The 18,552-nt window shown below is 62.7% G+C and carries 14 protein-coding genes and 1 pseudogene; 10 read left to right on the forward strand and 5 right to left on the reverse strand.

What is annotated here, in order from left to right:
- Window positions 1-15 precede the first annotated feature (15 nt).
- Window positions 16-143, forward strand: a pseudogene (locus ABIB57_RS26900) (ATPase); the annotation flags it as partial.
- A gap of 158 nt (window positions 144-301) precedes the next feature.
- Here the strand turns inward: ABIB57_RS26900 and ABIB57_RS25375 are convergent.
- From ABIB57_RS25375 to ABIB57_RS25385, 3 genes are all read right to left on the reverse strand, one after another.
- The gene (locus tag ABIB57_RS25375) at window positions 302-844 is read right to left on the reverse strand and encodes a hypothetical protein (RefSeq protein WP_354044155.1); all 543 of its coding nucleotides are present in this window, start codon (window positions 842-844) and stop codon (window positions 302-304) included.
- A 43-nt stretch (window positions 845-887) separates the two neighbouring features.
- Window positions 888-1,631 (reverse strand): CPBP family intramembrane glutamic endopeptidase, encoded by a 744-nt coding sequence (locus tag ABIB57_RS25380; RefSeq protein WP_354044157.1) that lies wholly within the window; start codon window positions 1,629-1,631, stop codon window positions 888-890.
- Window positions 1,632-1,723: 92 nt separating this feature from the next.
- Window positions 1,724-2,212 (reverse strand): hypothetical protein, encoded by a 489-nt coding sequence (locus tag ABIB57_RS25385; protein ID WP_354044158.1) that lies wholly within the window; start codon window positions 2,210-2,212, stop codon window positions 1,724-1,726.
- A gap of 581 nt (window positions 2,213-2,793) precedes the next feature.
- Between ABIB57_RS25385 and ABIB57_RS25390 the strand changes: the two genes are divergently transcribed.
- From ABIB57_RS25390 to clpB, 7 genes are all read left to right on the forward strand, one after another.
- Window positions 2,794-4,065 carry an aspartate kinase gene (locus ABIB57_RS25390; RefSeq protein WP_354044159.1) on the forward strand — a complete coding sequence of 424 codons (1,272 nt, stop codon included), beginning with the start codon at window positions 2,794-2,796 and terminating at the stop codon, window positions 4,063-4,065.
- 63 nt (window positions 4,066-4,128) lie between these two features.
- On the forward strand, window positions 4,129-6,393 hold the full coding sequence (gene ptsP, locus ABIB57_RS25395) for a phosphoenolpyruvate--protein phosphotransferase (protein WP_354044161.1): 2,265 nt from the start codon (window positions 4,129-4,131) through the stop codon (window positions 6,391-6,393).
- Window positions 6,394-6,606: 213 nt separating this feature from the next.
- A complete protein-coding gene (prfA, locus tag ABIB57_RS25400) occupies window positions 6,607-7,683 on the forward strand; it encodes a peptide chain release factor 1 (RefSeq protein WP_354044162.1) in 1,077 nt (358 codons plus the stop codon).
- 50 nt (window positions 7,684-7,733) lie between these two features.
- Window positions 7,734-8,282, forward strand: coding sequence for a N5-glutamine methyltransferase family protein (locus ABIB57_RS25405; RefSeq protein WP_354044163.1), 549 nt, complete (start codon window positions 7,734-7,736; stop codon window positions 8,280-8,282).
- A gap of 32 nt (window positions 8,283-8,314) precedes the next feature.
- Window positions 8,315-8,578, forward strand: coding sequence for a class I SAM-dependent methyltransferase (locus ABIB57_RS25410; RefSeq protein WP_354044165.1), 264 nt, complete (start codon window positions 8,315-8,317; stop codon window positions 8,576-8,578).
- A gap of 321 nt (window positions 8,579-8,899) precedes the next feature.
- A complete protein-coding gene (locus ABIB57_RS25415; RefSeq protein WP_354044166.1) occupies window positions 8,900-9,664 on the forward strand; it encodes a DUF4167 domain-containing protein in 765 nt (254 codons plus the stop codon).
- Window positions 9,665-10,119: 455 nt separating this feature from the next.
- The gene (gene clpB / locus ABIB57_RS25420) at window positions 10,120-12,729 is read left to right on the forward strand and encodes an ATP-dependent chaperone ClpB (RefSeq protein ID WP_354044167.1); all 2,610 of its coding nucleotides are present in this window, start codon (window positions 10,120-10,122) and stop codon (window positions 12,727-12,729) included.
- Between the two features lie 40 nt (window positions 12,730-12,769).
- Here the strand turns inward: clpB and ABIB57_RS25425 are convergent, their stop codons facing one another.
- Window positions 12,770-13,822, reverse strand: a complete 1,053-nt coding sequence (locus ABIB57_RS25425; protein ID WP_354044168.1) for a serine hydrolase domain-containing protein — start codon at window positions 13,820-13,822, stop codon at window positions 12,770-12,772.
- 129 nt (window positions 13,823-13,951) lie between these two features.
- Between ABIB57_RS25425 and ABIB57_RS25430 the strand changes: the two genes are divergently transcribed.
- Both ABIB57_RS25430 and ABIB57_RS25435 read left to right on the forward strand, forming a co-directional pair.
- On the forward strand, window positions 13,952-14,290 hold the full coding sequence (locus tag ABIB57_RS25430) for a VOC family protein (protein WP_354044170.1): 339 nt from the start codon (window positions 13,952-13,954) through the stop codon (window positions 14,288-14,290).
- A 56-nt stretch (window positions 14,291-14,346) separates the two neighbouring features.
- Window positions 14,347-15,867, forward strand: a complete 1,521-nt coding sequence (locus ABIB57_RS25435; protein ID WP_354044171.1) for a DHA2 family efflux MFS transporter permease subunit — start codon at window positions 14,347-14,349, stop codon at window positions 15,865-15,867.
- 284 nt (window positions 15,868-16,151) lie between these two features.
- On the opposite strand, the gene ABIB57_RS25440 is transcribed toward ABIB57_RS25435, so the two are convergent.
- Window positions 16,152-18,119: a M23 family metallopeptidase gene (locus ABIB57_RS25440; protein ID WP_354044172.1), complete on the reverse strand. Its 1,968-nt coding sequence runs from the start codon at window positions 18,117-18,119 to the stop codon at window positions 16,152-16,154.
- Window positions 18,120-18,552 lie beyond the last annotated feature (433 nt).

The raw sequence follows: 18,552 nt of genomic DNA on the forward strand, positions 1-18,552 counted from the left end.
TGATCCTACGGGGCGAACCAGGATGGGCGAACCCTGCTGACCTTCACGAAAGCTATCCGTCCAAGGACGCCCGCGACGAAGCCCTCGAAGGCTCCGCAGCCGGATTGCCGGAGCAGCTGGAAGGATTGCTGTCCGGCATGGGCGGTTTGCTCATGGTGCGTGTCTCAGCCGGCCGGCCGCATCGCGTCCAAAGTTGGATGTTTAGGAGGACTAAACCGGTTCCACAAGCTGCGTGCCGCCAGGCGATGCTCTGAGTGCTTGTTCGGCTTCCGCAGCTGGCGGCAGACGGTATATGTGTGGTTCAAGCCCCCGCTGAAATCCAGATATCGAGTGCCAAGACGGGAAGGTAAATACAGAACATGCCGACCTGCAGTCGTCGTGGCCCGGCAAAGAACGCGATGGCCGGGAGGACAATCAGGCTGGCATCCAGCACCGACCAGGGGGCAAATGGGGCTGCGTTGAAGAAAAATACGTTCGTCAGGAAAGCGAGCAGGCTGAATACCGACATCGCCAGCAAGCCATACCGTCCCTCGGTTTCGAAATAGCTCCGCAGGTCCACTGCCTCGTCCTCGGTCCGGCTTGGCAGCAACAGCGCTGAGGCGACGAAAAGCGTCATCGTCAGAATGACCAGGCTCACGAAATCCGTGAACGAGAACGTGGATTTGATCATCGGCAATTGGTTGATCGCCCACCAGTACTCCAGCTGTTGCATGAACAGGCAGACAGCCCAGCCCAGTGGCAGCCAATCGACGGCGGCCTTGTTGCGAATTCGGAACACCGTGACGACGCCCAGGAGCAGGCGGGTGACGCCCAGTCCGAGGACCATCGACAGCACGGTGGTCATGAAATGGAAAGTGTCCAAGATGATTGTCCAGCAAGCGTTTCGGTCAGACGCCGGTATCGATTGGAACGTGACCAAATGCCTGAACCACGTCGGGCAGCAGAAACTCGGTCCAATCATTGAGGATATGAGCGCCGGCGCAGACCCAAAGTTTCTTCGTCACCAGATAGGCCGCGGTCAGAACTAGTCGTGCAGAGCCGATGCCCCCGAAGCACTGGATGAAGTTCCAGCCATAGGTGGGCAAATGCACGGCGGCGAAACCGAGGGTGGAAAAGACAACGGCGATGACGACGCCGGTCTGGCGGGAGAGGTTGAGCTTGCGAACGCAAACCCACAGCACCGCCAGCAGGGGGAGGATGGTCATCAACTCCTCGCCGATGAGCTGGATGAAGCTGCGGATCATGAAGGTCACCACTGCGGATGAACCACCTGCCGCCAAAGTATCCGCTACGGCATTTACGTTCATCGAAGTGACGAAAGTCAAAGCGTAGCCAACCACAAACGAGATCAGGACTGTCAGGACGCCAAATCCGATCATCAGGAATAAGTCCCTGACCTCAAAGCGCCCAAACAGGGCGCCGTGACGACCCCGTGTGACGGCAGCCAGGGTGATCAGGGGAATGCCGGTGAAGGCGATGGCCGGGACGAATACAAGCGGGATTGTATCGAATGGCAGGGTGACGAGCAAAGCGAAGGCGACGACAACCGAGGCGACAAGCGTCAGCCAGCCTGCCGGGCTGATCTCGACCGGCTCGCCATTGTAGTAGGGGTAGTCGCCACTGCTGTTCATGCCTGCCATCCGGTTGATTTGTCGGGAACGAGACGCTTGTGGGTCTAGCTGGCCTTCGACGCGTATGGTCACTCCAAGGCCCGCTGCGGCGATTAGGAGACCGAGCGGAACCCGCCGTCCAGACCGAAGTAGCAGTTGAAGAATGTCGAGCCATTGTCGCCGTCGAAGTAGCCTTGCACGACGTAACTGTTGCCGCTCTTGAAGGCCATATTGGTGGTTATTTCCGTCGGCCGCACGCCGAATTCCGCGGACGCCTCGCCTGCGCAGTAGCGCGGCATGCTTGAGGTATCCACCGCCGATGGCCCAGGATTCTGCGGCAACGGGACTGGCCGCGGCTGAGCGCCGCCATTGCCGCCCGACAGGTTGCACACGCCATTCGCGCCGCCCCTGCCGGTGTAGGAGACGGAAGGACTGCCGTCAGCATTGATCGAAACCGAGATCGTCGTGCCGTTCCGGCTCGCTTCGTAGTAGTTGGCGTTAAACGTCTTGAGCCTTGCCTCTTTGCCGTTGATGTAGATCGGTCCGCCGGCGTCGGCATGGACCTCGATGCCGCGGGCACAAATCGCATTGAAGAACGGCACGCTCGCTGGGCGCTGGACGCGAACAGCAACGTAAAAAACAAGATTAAAACGGGTGATAGCCGCATATCTGACTCCTATATTTTTGCGATGATGCCTCAGATCAGTGGCTGACTGTGGCTGCATTGCATATCGACGTTCCACCGACGTTAATGCATTAAGTCAAATCGGCAAAGCCAAGGACTTCTTTGCCCAATTGAATTTAAGTGTACGGGCTTTTTGATTGCTGACCCGTTAGACGACGGCTCGCAAAGCCACTGAAACGGCGCGCTGGGCTACCAAGGCGCACCAAACGCTTCAGCGGCACGAGGCACGCCGACGGGACTATCTAGTGTCCACTTTGCGTATGCGGCGACGCCCCGTGCCGCTATGCATCGCAACGGTCAGAGCAACTAGGGTCCGTTTTCTCGAATTGACGGCTGAAAGCGGACAGACGGCAAACCACCCCATCTCAGACGGTCGCCTGTCTCGCTTCGCTTCGTACCTCCCCCGCCCCATCCCCATTGATCCCCCGCGCCCTTTGTGGCATGTCCGCGCTCAACAAGAAGCGTACCGACGGGTTCGGTGGAAGTTCGGGGAAAAGATTGGCCCGTATCGTCGTCAAATTCGGTGGCACGTCAGTGGCGACCGTCGAGCGCATCCGTCAGTCGGCGCGCCATGTCAAACGCGAGGTCGAGGCCGGCAACGAGGTTTGCGTGGTGGTCTCGGCCATGAGCGGCAAGACCAATGAGCTGGTGGGCTGGGTCAACGAGGCCAGCACCTTCCACGATGCGCGCGAATATGACGCCGTGGTCGCTTCGGGCGAGCAGGTGACGGCTGGGCTGATGGCTATCGTGCTCAGCGAAATGGGCATCCAGTCGCGCTCGTTCGCGGGCTGGCAGGTGCCGATCAAGACCGATGACGCGCATGGCGCGGCGCGGATCGTGGAGATCGACGGCACTGAACTCGACAAGCGCATGAAAGATGGCTGGGTGCCGGTGATCACCGGCTTCCAAGGCGTTTCACCGCATAACCGCATCACGACGCTGGGGCGTGGCGGCTCGGACACGTCGGCTGTCGCGGTGGCGGCGGCGGTGAAGGCGGATCGTTGCGATATCTACACGGATGTTGACGGTGTTTACACCACCGACCCGCGCATCGTGCCCAAGGCGCAGCGGCTATCGAAGATTTCCTTTGAGGAAATGCTGGAAATGGCCTCGCTCGGCGCCAAGGTGCTGATGATCCGCTCGGTGGAAATGGCGATGGCGCATAAGGTGCGGCTCTTGGTGCGCTCGAGCTTTGATGATCCGGATGCGCCGCAGCTGGCGCCGGACGGAACCCCTGGCGTGCCTGGCACTCTCGTGTGTGATGAGGATGAGATCATGGAAAAGCAGATCGTTTCGGGCGTGACCCTCGCCAAGGCGGAAGCCAAGATCACCCTGCGCGACGTCAAGGATAATCCAGGGGTCGCGGCGGCGATCTTTGGTGCGCTGGCGGACGAAGGCATTATCGTGGACATGATCGTGCAGAACATCGCCGACGATGGCGCCACCACCGACATCACCTTCACGGTGCCCGACAGCGAGTATGACAAAGCGATCAAGACGCTGCAGGCCGCCGGGACCGACAAGCGGATTGAATATGCTCGGATTTCGGGCAGCAAAGGCGGCGCGAAAATCTCGGTCGTGGGGGTGGGCATGCGCAGTCACGCCGGCGTCGCATCGTCCATGTTCAAGGCACTGGCCGACAAGGGCATCAATATACAGCTGATCACCACTTCGGAAATCAAGACCTCGGTTCTGATCGACGAGCAATATGCCGAGCTTGCGGTTCGCGCGCTCCATACGTATTACGGGTTGGATAGAAAAGACGCGTAAGCTCGACTGGGGAACCGCTCAGCCGCGCCGCGCGAGGGGGGCGGCTTCGGCTGCCGATAGCAGATGGCCACAAGCATAGGCGGCCCGCGCGTGCTGTTGCGGCAATTGCGCGAGACCATGGCGGAGCCACTGGGGAGCCAGGCCCGGCTCGACAAGATCGTGGGCCTGATCGCCGACAATATGCGGGCCGATGTCTGCTCGTTCTACGTGCTGCGCGATGACGGCGCGCTGGAGCTGTTTGCCACCAAGGGGCTGGCCGCCGAATCGGTGCATATGACGACGTTGCGGCTGGGCGAGGGCCTCGTCGGCATCATTGCGGCGGAAGCCGAACCCCTGAGTCTGGATGACGCACCCAGCCATCCCGCTTTCGCCTATCGGCCGGAGACCGGGGAAGACCCCTATTCGGCATTCCTGGGCGTTCCCGTGCTGCGCGCCGGGCAGACGCTGGGCGTACTCGTGGTGCAGAATACCGAGCGGCGCCATTATGGCGAAGACGAGATGGAAGCGATGCTGACTACGGCCACAATCCTGGCCGAGATGATCGCCACCTCGGATTTTGACAATCTGATCAAGCCGGGGTCCGATATCGACCTGAGGCGTCCGCGCATGTTTACCGGCGTCAGTTTTACCGATGGCATAGCGCTGGGCACGGTCGTGTTGCACGACCCCCGCGTGGTGGTGACCAATTTCATCGCCGAGGATACCGAGCAGGAAAAGACCAGGCTGGACACGGCGCTTGAGCGGATGCGCGTGTCGATCGACGCCATGCTCGACCATGGCGACATGCAGCCCAGTTCCGATCATCGCGATATCCTCGAGACCTATCGCATGTTCGCCAATGATCGCGGCTGGGTGCATCGGCTGACGGAGGCGATCGAGAACGGGCTTTCGGCTGAAGCGGCGGTCGAGCGGGTGCAGAACGATACCCGCGCCCGCATGATGCGCCAGACCGATCCGTATATCCGCGATCGGCTGCATGATCTGGACGATCTGGCAAACCGGCTGCTGCGGGTTTTGACCGGGGACCATCAGGGCATCGGGCGGAATTTGCCGGACAATGCGATCCTGGTGGCGCGCAATATCGGGCCGGCGGAACTGCTGGAATATGACCGCACCAAGCTGCGCGGCATCGTGCTGGAAGAGGGTGGTGCGACGGCGCATGTGGCGATCGTCGCGCGTTCGCTGGGCATGGTAGCGGTGGGCCGGGCGCAATCGATCGTGTCGATGTGCGAGAGCGGCGACGACATCATCATTGATGGGCCGGCGGGCGTGGTGCATTTGCGGCCGACGCCCGATATCGAGCAGGCCTATATCGACAAGGTCAAGGTTTCGGCCAAGCGGCGGGCGCATTACGCCGCGCTCAAGGATATTCCCTCGATTACCAAGGATGGGGTCGAGATCACGCTGCTGCATAATTCGGGGCTGGTGGCGGACCTACCCATGCTCGACGATACGGGCGCGGCGGGCGTGGGGCTGTTCCGCACCGAATTGCAGTTCATGATCGCCAGCAAGCTGCCGCGGCTGGGTGAACAGATGGATCTCTATGCCGAGGCCATGGCGATCGCCAAGGACCGGCCGGTGGTGTTCCGGCTGCTCGATATCGGCGGCGACAAGGTGTTGCCGTATCTGCGGGCGGACAATGAAGAGAACCCGGCCATGGGGTTCCGCTCGATCCGGCTGGGGCTGGACCGGCCGGGGCTGTTGCGCACGCAAATCCGGGCGCTGCTGATGGCGGCCAATGGGCGGGCGCTGAAGATCCTGGTGCCGATGGTGACCGAGACCTTCGAGTTCCGCCAGACGCGCATGGTGGTCAACAAGGAAGTCGACCGGCTGCGGCGCGCCGGCAAGGCCGTGCCGAGCAAGCTGGAACTGGGGGTGATGGTGGAAGTGCCCTCCTTGCTGTTCGAGCTGGATCAATTGCTGCCGGAGGCGGATTTCGTCTCGATCGGGTCCAACGATCTGGTGCAGTTTTTGACGGCATCGGACCGGGCCAATCCGCGGGTGGCCAAGAATTACGATCCGATCGGGCTGCCGAGATTGCGAGCGATCCGGCATGTGGTGGATGCGGCGCGCAAGTATAATGTGCCGATCACCATGTGCGGGGAACTGGCGGGCAAGCCGGTGGACGCGCTGGCGCTGATGGCGGTGGGAATGACGCGGCTGAGCATGGGGCCGGCCTCGATCGGGCCGATCAAGGAACTGGTGCTGAATCTCGATTTGACGCCGATACGGCAATCGGTGGCGGCGGCGCTGAGCGACGGGGCGAGTGGGATTTCCATTCGAGCCTTACTCCACGAATGGATCGAGAAGCAGGGGCTGCCAATTTAGGTGATCCTGGATGCCGCTGTATCCGCGATGCGGCTCCTCCCCCTTCCAGGGGGAGGTTGGGTGGGGGTGGCAAACGCGCGTTGGATAGACAAGACCCCCACCTTGATCCTCCCCCTGCGGGGGAGGCGTCGACTGATGGGCTGGTTGCTCGTTACCCTTGAGTTCCGTGCTCGTGCGCCTTAAACGCACGGGAGCACGAGAGAGAATTATCGCATGGCACAGCTTCCCCAGGACAAGCTCGACGCGCTTGAGACCCGTTTCCAATATGTGGAAGCGGCGCTGTCGGGTGGGGCTGGGCCGGAGGAGTTCGTCAAGTTCAGCAAGGAACATGCCGAGCTGGCGCCGATCGTCGGGGAAATCCGGGGATATAACAAGGCGCTGAGCGATCGCGTTCAGGCCGAGGCGCTGCTCAAGGGCGGCGACAAGGAAATGGCCGAAATGGCCGAGGCCGAAATCGAGGAGCTCGATGAGAGAATCGAGCAGCTCTATCAGGCGATCCGCGTGCTGCTGCTGCCCAAGGACGAGGCGGACGAGAAGTCGATTATTCTCGAAATCCGCGGCGGCACCGGCGGCGATGAGGCGGCCCTGTTCGCGGGCGATCTGTTCCGCATGTATGAGCGCTATGCGGCCAACCATGGCTGGAAGGTCACCATCATGGAAGAAAGCGCCGGCGAAATGGGCGGGTTCAAGGAAATCATCGCCAATGTCTCGGGCAAGGGCGTTTATGCGCGGATGAAGTTCGAGAGCGGCGTGCACCGGGTGCAGCGGGTGCCGGCGACGGAAGGCTCGGGGCGCATCCATACCTCGGCGGCGACGGTGGCGGTGTTGCCCGAGGTCGAGGATATCGACATCGAAATCCGCAATGAGGATATCCGCATCGATACGATGCGCGCCTCCGGTGCGGGCGGACAGCACGTCAACACCACCGACTCGGCGGTGCGTATTACCCATATGCCGTCGGGGATCGTGGTGACTTCGGCGATGAAGAGCCAGCACCAGAACCGGGCGCAGGCCATGCTGGTGCTGCGAGCGCGGCTGTATGAAATGCAGCGCGAGGAACGCGACAGCGCTCGTTCGGCCGAGCGTAAGGGCCAAGTGGGATCGGGCGACCGGTCGGAGCGTATCCGGACCTACAATTTCCCGCAGGGGCGGGTGACCGACCACCGGATCAACCTGACGCTTTACAAACTAGACAAGGTCATTACCGGCGAAGCGCTGGATGAGTTGATCGAGGCGCTGATCACCGAATATCAGGCCGAGCAATTGGCCGATCTGGAAAATGCAAACTGAGCAATCTCCTCAGCATCGCGGCGCTGTGGCGGCAATGGCGCGACGTGCTGATGCGGCTGGGGTTTGACAGCGCCGCGCTGGATGCCAAGCGGCTGACGGCTTTTGCGCTGGGGCTGAGTGACCTCGAGATTGCGACGCGCGAGGGCGAGCCGGTCGACGAGGCCGGGGTGCAGCGCGTGGCAGGGCTGTTGCAGCGGCGGCTGACCGGGGAGTCCGTGGCGCGCATTGTGGGTGAGCGCGAGTTTTATGGGCTGGGGTTCGGGCTGAACGCAGCGACGCTTGAGCCGCGGCCCGAGACGGAAATGCTGGTCGACATGGCAATTGCGGCGCTCCCGGCGGGGGGCAGGCTGCTGGATCTCGGGACGGGGACGGGGGCGATTGCGATTGCCGTGCTGGTGAACCGGGCGGACGTGACGGCGGTGGCGACGGATTTGAGCGCGGAGGCGCTGGGGGCAGCGAGGGGGAATGCGGGGCGGCACGGGGTAACTGAGCGGATCGCGTTTTTGCAGGGGTCGTGGTTCGAGGCACTGACCACCTCTCCCCCAAAGGGAGAGGTGAAGACAGGTTCGACCTCATCGTCTCCAATCCGCCCTACATAACCTCGGCCGTCGTTGAGACCTTATCCCCTGAAGTGCGTGATTTCGATCCGCTTCTGGCGCTGGATGGTGGGCCGGATGGGTTGGCGCCGTATCGGATTATCGCGGCGGACGCAGCGCGATACCTGGCGCCCAGCGGCCGCGTGCTGGTCGAAATCGGTTATGACCAGGGGGCGGCAGTAACGGCGCTGTTCGTCGCGGCGGGGTTTGGCGAGGTGGCGGTGCATCGGGACCTCGCGGGGCTTGATCGTGTGATCAGCGCGCACCATATCAACGGTATAACGCGCACGGCCCGGTGAACTGGAGCATTTTATGCTTGGAATGGCGGCGCGAACCAGATAGCTTCACATTTGCTGTCAACGGCGCATCATGGGCGCCACGGTGATAGTCACCCGTTCATCTTAAAAGCTGCAAGGCGCAGCGCGGTCCCGGAAGTCCGGCCCACGCTGATGATGTCGGAACAAGTGGCATTGCCGCGCGACAGCTTACGGTCTTCATGAAGCCAGACTTTGCCAGATGCTGGAGCCAGGGGCTCCGCCTGGCCTTTGGCCGACCTCGGCACGATGCCGGTCCGCCAGATGTGTGACGCTTAACTTTTTTGAGTTAGACAAAGCGACCAGATGAGACCCAACAGCCAGAATAACAACAATAACAACAAGAACCGCTCGCGCGGCCGTAACGGTGGACGCAAGCACGTCAATCCACTGTCGCGCAGCTTCGAGAGCAATGGCCCCGATGTGAAGGTGCGCGGTAACGCTCCCCATATCGCGGAGAAATATATGCAGCTCGCCCGCGACGCGCAGTCCAGCGGCGACTCGGTGATGGCGGAGAACTATCTCCAGCACGCCGAGCATTATTTCCGCATCGTTTCGGCGGCCCAGCCCAATGCAACGCGCGAAGATGGCGACGATTTCGACGACGATATGCCCGAAATCAATTCGCGCTTCTCCTCGCCGCAGCCGGCCAGCCAGCAGAACGATGGCGACGAGGGCGGCGAGCAGCCGTATCAGCAGCAACAGCCGCAGCAGCAGAACAATGGCGCAGAGCGCCAGGATCGTGGCGACCGGCAGGAGCGCCAGCCGCGTCCCGATCGGCCATCGGCTGAAGAGCGCGCCAAGGCCCAGCAACTGGCCCGTGAGCAGGCCGCAGCGGCCGCCGCCGAAGCCGCAGCCGCGCAGGCTGCAGCACCGGTGGCTGAAGTTGCGCCGGTTGAAGCTGCCGCTGAAAGCGACGTCGAGGGTGAGCCGCGCAAGGTGCGCGAGCGCCGTCCGCGCCGTCGCCGTCCGGCGGGTGGCGATGCGGGCGATCCGGCCAACGAGCCGCAGCCCGATGTCGGCGATTTGCCGGCATTCATCACCGCTGGTGGGACGACCGCCGCGGAGTGATCCGTGGGTAAGATTTGAAGAGGCCGGGCAGCGATGTCCGGCTTTTTTGTTTGTTCAGCCAGCTCCCGGTAGGGCTATCTCAGATAGATTGCCGCTCGATCTTGCGACGATCACAGGGCAGCCCCTCCCCCTGCCAGGGGGAGGCTGGGTGGGGGTGCCGAGAGGTCGAGTTCGGCGGCGAAAGACCCCCACCTTGATCCTCCCCCTGGTAGGGGGAGGTGTCGACTGAGCCGGCAGGGTAGCCAGATTTTTTATCGGCGATGGCGCCACCGGCGGAAGATGGCGGTCCGGTGCTTGTCGTGAGATGGGCGATCCCAACCCTTTTCCTTTGCAATCCCCTCCCTATATTTGGGGCATGATGGAGCAGCGCCGCTGAGCGGGCGTTTCGTCGAACGACGCTTCCGCCGTCTGGTTGTGCCTTTGGGCAATCGGGCGGGCGAGACCAGGAGAGTTGAATGAATATCGAAAAATATACCGAGCGGGCGCGCGGCTTTATCCAGAGCGCGCAGACCGCCGCACTGGGCAAGGGGCACCAGCAGTTTACGCCGCTGCATCTGCTCAAGGTTCTGCTCGATGACGAGCAGGGCATGGCCAATGGGTTGATCGAGCGCGCCGGGGGCAATCCCAAGACGGCGCGGGCCGGGGTCGAAGCAGCGCTGAATAAATTGCCGAGCGTATCGGGCGACGGCTCGCAGCTTTATCTGAGCCGCGAACTGGCGCGGGTGTTCGACACCGCTGAAAGCGCGGCGCAGAAGGCGGGCGACTCGTTCGTGACCGTCGAGCGCCTGCTGTTGGCGCTGGTGATCGAGAAGGACACCGATGCGGGCAAGATTCTGTCGTCGGCCGGGGTAACGCCGGCGGGGCTGAATACGGCGATCGAAGAAATCCGCAAAGGGCGGACCGCTGATTCCGCATCGGCGGAGAATTCCTATGATGCCCTCAAGAAATATTCCCGCGATCTGACGCAGGCGGTGCGCGAGGGCAAGCTCGATCCGGTGATCGGGCGGGACGAGGAGATTCGTCGCACCATTCAGGTGCTCAGCCGCCGCACCAAGAACAATCCGGTGCTGATTGGCGAGCCGGGCGTCGGCAAGACGGCGATCGCCGAAGGGCTGGCGATCCGCATCGTTAATGGCGATGTGCCGGAGAGCCTCAAGAACAAGTCCCTGTTGTCGCTGGACATGGGCGCGCTGATTGCCGGTGCGAAATATCGCGGCGAGTTCGAGGAGCGGCTGAAGGCCGTGCTCAACGAGGTGACGTCCTCGGACGGGCAGATTATCCTGTTCATCGACGAGATGCATACGCTGGTGGGCGCGGGCAAAGGCGAGGGGGCGATGGATGCATCGAACCTGCTGAAGCCGGCTTTGGCGCGTGGCGAGCTGCATTGCGTCGGCGCGACGACGCTGGACGAATATCGCAAGCATGTGGAGAAGGACGCGGCCCTGGCCCGTCGCTTCCAGCCGGTGTTTGTCGATGAGCCCAGTGTTGAGGACACGATCTCGATCCTGCGCGGGCTCAAGGAAAAGTACGAGCTGCATCACGGTATTCGGATTTCGGATTCGGCGCTGGTGGCGGCGGCGACGCTGAGCAATCGCTATATCACCGACCGGTTTTTGCCCGATAAGGCCATCGATTTGATGGACGAGGCTGGCGCACGGCTGCGCATGGCGGTGGACAGCAAGCCAGAGGCGCTGGACGAACTCGACCGGCGCATCATGCAGCTCAAGATCGAGCGCGAGGCTTTGCGCAAGGAGACCGACGACGCCTCAAAGACGCGGCTCGATCGGCTGGAGAGCGAATTGGGCGGGCTCGAGGAGCAGGCGCAGTCGCTGTCGACCAAGTGGCATGCCGAAAAAGATCGCCTGCAGGGCAGCCAGAAGCTCAAGGAAGCACTGGATGCGGCGCGTTCGCAGCTCGAAATTGCACAGCGGACGGGTGACCTGGCCAAGGCCGGAGAGCTGGCCTATGGGGTCATTCCCGGTCTCGAAAAGCAGATCAAGGGCGCCGAGGACGCCAATGGCGTTGTCGATCCGCTGATGGCCGAGGAAGTGGTGACGCCCAGCCATATTGCGCAGGTCGTCAGCCGCTGGACCGGCATTCCGGTGGACCGGATGCTGGAAGGCGAGCGCGAAAAGCTTCTCAAGATGGAAGAGGCACTGGGCGCGCGGGTGATCGGGCAGGCCGAAGCCGTGGCCGCGGTGGCCAAAGCGGTGCGGCGGGCCCGGGCTGGGTTGCAGGATCCGAACCGGCCAATCGGCTCGTTCATGTTCCTGGGGCCAACCGGCGTCGGCAAGACCGAGCTGACCAAGGCGCTGGCGCAGTTCCTGTTCGACGACGAGACCGCCATGGTGCGCATCGACATGAGCGAATTCATGGAGAAGCACTCGGTGGCCCGCCTGATCGGGGCGCCTCCGGGCTATGTGGGCTATGACGAAGGCGGCGTGCTGACGGAAGCGGTGCGGCGGCGGCCCTACCAGGTGATCCTGTTCGACGAGATCGAAAAGGCGCATCCGGATGTGTTCAACGTGCTGCTGCAGGTGCTCGATGAGGGCCGGCTGACCGACGGGCAGGGCCGGACGGTGGATTTCCGCAATACGGTGATCATCCTGACCAGCAACCTGGGCGCCGAATACCTGGTCGAGCTCAAGGACGGGGACTCGGTGGAACTGGTGCGCGGCAAGGTGCTGGACATGGTCAAGACCGCGTTCCGCCCCGAATTCCTCAACCGGCTCGATGAAATCCTGCTGTTTCACCGGCTGGGCCGCGAGCATATGGGCGCTATCGTCGATATCCAGTTCAAGCGGTTGGAGAGCCTGCTCAAGGACCGCGATATCAAGCTGACGCTGACGCCGCGGGCGCGCGATTGGCTGGCGAACGAAGGCTATGATCCGGCCTATGGGGCGCGGCCGCTGAAGCGGGTAATTCAGCGCTCTGTGCAGGACGGCTTGGCCGACGAGATCCTGAGCGGTCGCATCGCCGATGGCGATCAGGTGCTGATCGATGCCGGCGAGGACGGGTTGGTGCTGCTGCCCGGCATGGCACCGGCAAGCGACGCCGCCGCATAAAGTCGATTGGAAGGCCGGGTGAAAGCCCGGCCTTTTTGTTCTAGCCGATGAAATTGGGCAAGATCAGCTCGCGCCAAATCCATTCCGGGCCCTGCTCGCCGCCCGGCGTGTCATAAAGACCGGCCAGGATGACGCAGGCAATGCCGGCTTCGGGCAGCACGAACAGGCGCTGACCGCCATTGCCATAGCCGGCAACGCTGGGCGTGCCACCCGGAAAGGCCGGCGGCGTGGCGCGGCCCAGATACCAGAGATAGCCATAGGCCTGGCCCCAGACCGTATCCGTCCGGCGGGTCCAGCTTTGCTTGAGCCAGGACGATGGCACGATCTGGCCGCCTTCATGCTGGCCGCCATTGGCCAGCATGGACCCGATGCGCAGCAGGTCCAGGGCACCGAGCCGCAGCCCGGCGGCGGCCGAATAGACGCCGTCGTCTCCGGAAAACCATTCGCTTCGGTGGATGCCGAGCGGCCGAAACAGCGCGTCGCGGGCGAAATCAGGCAGGCTTTGGCCGGAGCCGCGCTCGATCAGCGCGCCGATCAGGGCGACCGCGCCGCCGGAGTAAATCCAACTTGCGCCGGGCGCGGCCACGATGGCGCGGTCGAGCGTGAAGCGGTAACGATCCGCCGCCATCTCCATGGCGATTTCAGAGTTGCGCGGATCGGTATAGGGCAGCGACTCGTCCCAATCGAGCCCCATGGTCATCGACAGAGCATGGGCAACCGTGAGCCGGCGTCGGGCTGGATCGGCGGCAAGATCGGGATATTCGGGGAAGGCGTCGACCAATGGTGCATCAAGGCCGGGAACAAGGCCACGCTCAAGGGCGATGCCATAGAGCAGGCCGACGATGCTTTTCGTCACCGAACGCAAGTCGTGCAGCGTTGTGCCGGTAAAGGCGATGCGACCGATGGAATCGTAGCCGATCTGCTGGTCCTCGCCGATGAAATAGCGATCGAGCAACAACCGGTCATGCCGGGCGAGAACAATGGCATGAACGGGCGGCAACTGTCCGGCGGCGACCAGCGCTTCGAGCTTGTGGGCGAGGTCGGGGGCGAAACCCGCGTCTTGCGGTACGGCGTGATCCCAGGCTGAGGTCATGAGGCTCTTCTTTGTTCCGACTGAAGCAGATCGATATTTGGCGAGAGGTAGCAGGCCGAATCGCTGCCGAACCGGGTTGCCAGCCGGTCGATCCTAGGCTAGAACAAAGCCAGAACATAGAGGTGAAAAATGGCGGACAAGATTGACTATATCGAGTTCCCCTCGAGCAATCGGGCGGTGACGAGCGCATTCTTCCAGGCGGCCTTTGGCTGGGGCATCACCAGCTATGGACCCGATTATGACGGATTGAACGACGCTGGCATCGACGGCGGGGTCGATCAATCGGCCGACAAGGTCGCGACAACGACGGCGATCCTGCGGACCGATGACCTGGATGGCGCGGAACAGCGGGTGATCGCGGCGGGCGGCGTGATTACCCGGCCGCAATTCGATTTCCCCGGCGGGCGGCGGTTTCATTTCCGCGAGCCGGGCGGGAACGAGCTGGCGATTTACGTGGCGCGGGAATAGGGCTGGCGGCATCATCGGCGGTAGCCGATGATTGCCTATCGACTCAAGGACCCACCATGACAGAAGCCAGCGCGCCCCTTTCAGACAACACCGCCATGGCGACGACGCCCGCGGAACGGCGGTTCGTGCTGATCGCGGCGATCCTGGCCTCCAGCATGGGATTTATCGATGGTTCGGTGATCTCGATCGCCATTCCGGCGATCCGAGCCGATCTGGGCGCGACGCTGGCCGATGCGCAGTGGATTTCCAATGGCTACCTGCTGTTCCTGTCGTCGCTGATTCTCCTGGGTGGCGCAGCCGGAGACCGGTTCGGCCTGCGCAAGATGTTCGGGCTGGGCATTGTGGTGTTCGTGCTGGCATCGGTGGTGGTGGCGCTGTCGCCGACGCCACTGGTGCTGGTGATCGCGCGCGCGGTGCAGGGCGCCGGGGCGGCGTTCATGGTGCCGGGCAGTCTGGCCATCATCGCCAAGGCTTATCCGCGCGACGAACGCGGCAAGGCGATCGGTATCTGGGCGGCGGCTTCGTCACTGACCTCGATCGGCGGGCCGATCATTGGCGGTTTCGTGCTGACCTGGTTTGGCGAGGCGAGCTGGCGGCTGATTTTCGCCATCAACCTGCCGCTGGGCGCAGCGGCGCTGGCGCTGTTGTGGTTCAAGGTGCGGGCGGACCGGCCCGAGGCGGGCCGGAAGCTTGACGTCGTAGGAGCGGTCCTGGCGACCTTGGCGCTGATGCTGATCGCCTTTGGGCTAACGGGAAGCGGCAGCGAAAGCACGCCGCCGCTGAGCCATATTGCGCTTTATGCCGGTGGCGGCCTTGTGGTTGCGGTGCTGTTCCTGGTCTGGGAGGCGCGGACCAGAACCCCGATGCTGCCCTTGCGACTGTTCGCCATCAAGGCGTTTTCGGGCGCCAATGCGCTGACCTTCGCGCTCTATTTCGCACTGGGCGGCACGATGTTTTTCCTGCCAATGACGCTGATTGCCGGCTGGGGCGTATCCCCCGCCGAGGTGGCATTGGCGCTGCTGCCGCTGGGGATCCTCTTGACCATATTGTCCTCGTTCAGCGGCATGATGGCGGACCGGTTCGGGCCGGCGCCACTGATCGCGGTGGGCTCGATCGTGGTGGCTGCCGCATTCGCCTTGCTGGGCCTGACGGCTCCGCTGCATAATGTGTGGTTCGCCGTCATGCCCTGCATCGTGCTGCTCGGTTTGGGCATGGGACTGGTGGTGTCGCCGCTGTCGACGGCGGTGATGACCTCGGTCACCGATAGCGACACCGGCGTGGCGTCGGGCGTCAACAATGCGGTGGCGCGTGTCGCGGGGCTAATGGCTGTGGCGCTGCTTGGCGTGGTGGTGGCGTCGGTGTTCGAGCAAGCGCTGGGGAGCGCTGCGGAACTACCGATCTTTTTCGGCATGGCGGCGCCGGGATTGAGTGCGAGCGAAGAAGCGGCGCGGTTGACGGCAACGGACGCCGCCTTTGCCAGCGTTACTTATGTGACCGCGGCGCTGTGCCTGGTCTCGGCAGCGATCGCCTGGTGGACGCTGGAGCGAAAGCCCGTGAAGCACGAAAACGCAGCGTGACTGTGAGCTATATCTTGCAGTCGACACCCTCCCTTTTGCGGGGATGGATCAAGGGTGGGGTGTGTTGGGGGATGGAATTGCGGAACCCTACCCATTCCGGCGCGATGTACGGACTTGGCGAGGGCTAAGCCTTATTTCGCTCGGCCTCCCCGCAACGGGGGACGGTGGCAGACTGATGGTTCTGATGATCCATCCCGGCCCAAGATGAGCTGAATATCTCGTTCGGCTGCGCCTAACGCCGACACCGAGATTGTCATTGGCGGTGAATGGAGAGCGAGCGCTCCCTAGTTGGCCGCCGCAACATTCACCTTGGCGGGGTCGCGCGACATCAGTTCGTTGATCTGGGCGATCACCTGGTGGAACTGGTTCTGGTATTGCGGCGGCATGGTGTTTTCGCGCGGCAGCTTGACGCTCAGCGGATCGACCAAATTGCCGTTGATCTTCATCTCGAAATGCAGATGCGGGCCGGTGGCATAGCCGGTTTCGCCCACATAGCCGATCAACTGCCCCTGGCGCACGCGGGTGCCGACATCGATGCCGGGCTCATAGCGGCTCATATGCGCATAAGCGGTTTCGAAGCCGTTGACGTGCTTGATCTCGATCTTGTTGCCATAGCCCGATTCCCAGCCGTGGTATTCCACCACGCCATCGCCGGCGGCATAGATGGGCGTGCCGGACTTGGCAGCCAGATCGACGCCGGTATGGAGCTTGCGGGTGTGGAAAATGGGATGGATGCGGTAACCGAAGCGCGAGCGCAGCGTGCCGCCGCCTTGCAGCGGACGGCGATTGAGGAAGCGTTTGCCGGTTTCGCCCTCGGGATCGTAATAGTCGACAGTGCCGTCGGCAGTCGCAAAGCGGTAGAGTTGCCGCGTGGTCTGTCCCAGGGTGATGCCGACATAGAGCAGGCCCGCTTTGCCATTGGCATCGGCGGGCGTCTCGAGCACTTCGATACTGTCGCCGGCCACGACCTTTTTGGTCATGTCGATGTCATAGGCAAACATGCCGATGATGCGCTCGATAGTGGCATCGTCCAGGTCGTGCTTGCGACCGGTCTCCCAGATCGAGCGGTAAATGGTGGGCAGGTTGGCGACGTTGATTTCCTCGGTGTCTTCATCGGGGAAGGTTATCGCCGGCGGCTCGAGGCCCAGGACATATTGGCCATTGTCGGTCAGCGCGACGGTGGCCTTGTGCTTGTCGGTGTTGGTGGCGTCGTCATGCATATAGACGCTGAGACGATAGGGAATGAGGCTGTCGGAACTGCGCGACGGGCCGAACAGGATGCGCAGGCGCGTGCTTGCCGGCAGGTTGGTGGTGGGCAGCACGTTGTGCAGATTGGTCTCGATCGCCGTGATCATCGGCGCCGTAAAGCCGTTCTTGGTCAAAACCTCGTTGATCGGGGTCGGCTCGCGAATGGTCAGGATGCGCTCGGCACGGCCCAGGCCCGCCTGCTCGGCATCGACGGTGCGCGGCACCACGGTGACATTCTCGGCGATGCCGCCCAGCGTATCGCCGCCGACCACGCCGAGATCGCGAATGGTCGGACCCAGGGCCGCATAGGCCAGGGTCGGCGTATCAAAGCCGGATTCCGAATAGGCGCTTTCCACCGTGTCGCGCACGAAGGCGGCGGCCGACTGATCGGAAATCACCTTGGCGGGCACGAAGGTCATTGGCATGGCGGCCAGCCGAACGGCGACTTCGCCCTCGACTTCGGCGCCATAGATATCGGTATTGACCTCGGGCGCCGCGGTATTGGTTTCGGGCGTCGTGGCCGTGAGAATGGCGACCGGGTCATAGGCGGGTGCGTCTTCGGAGAGCGAAGTGGCCGCGGTGGCCAGCGTTGCCTTGATGCGCACGAAGGGCTGGTTGCGGATCATGTCGCGGCCGTCGACGGTTTCGCGGATGGACGCCTCGATCACCTCGAGGTCCGAGCGGGTGGCGGCGACAGGCCGCGAGCGCGAGGATTTTGCCGACAGATCGGTGGGCGCCTGTGCCTCAGCCTTGGGCCGGGCGAGCTGCAAAGCCTCATAGGCGGTAGAGAACGTATCCTGGCCCTGAAACGATACGTAAAGCGCGGCGCCCATCAATAGAACAGAGGTAAGGCCGGTCATGACGGTGCCGGTCAGCCAGGCGAAGCTCAGCTCGCGGCCATGGGGGATTTCGCCATCGGTCGATTGGACTGTGAGGGCGGGACAATCTTCGTATCCCGTAGCCTTCAGCCGTGCCGCATGGCGATTTCGTTGCGCTGCGTTCAACGCCCAATCCTTAGAACTGTCACGGTCGTCCCCCGAGGGCCGGTCTGGCGCCGGTCTGCATAGAAGCAAGTTCACGCGCGTATCCGCAGGAGTCTTATACGCGCAGTTGGGTGATCTGCAAGAAATGCGGCGATATTAGGCCCCAAGGCGTTTGAGGGGTGATTGGATAGGGGGCAAGCAATTGGCCCATGAGAGGTAAAGGGTTGAACCGTCTGCAAACAAAACCATATTGGGGTAGTTGGCGCTGTAAGGCCCGCAACCAATGGCCTCTCGTGGGAGTTATCCACACGGGCGAATCTGTGTTTTTCCAAAAAAGTCAGTTTTGTCATTTTCCGGGGTTTACAGGTTCGGCGGGTGTCCCTATAACCCGGCTCATCGCTGGAGACCGCGGCGCCGCAAGGCCCGCAGCGACCGGCAAGCTTCTGAAGTTGCT

Source organism: Devosia sp. UYZn731, from assembly GCF_040546795.1.
In the GTDB taxonomy this organism is placed as follows: domain Bacteria; phylum Pseudomonadota; class Alphaproteobacteria; order Rhizobiales; family Devosiaceae; genus Devosia.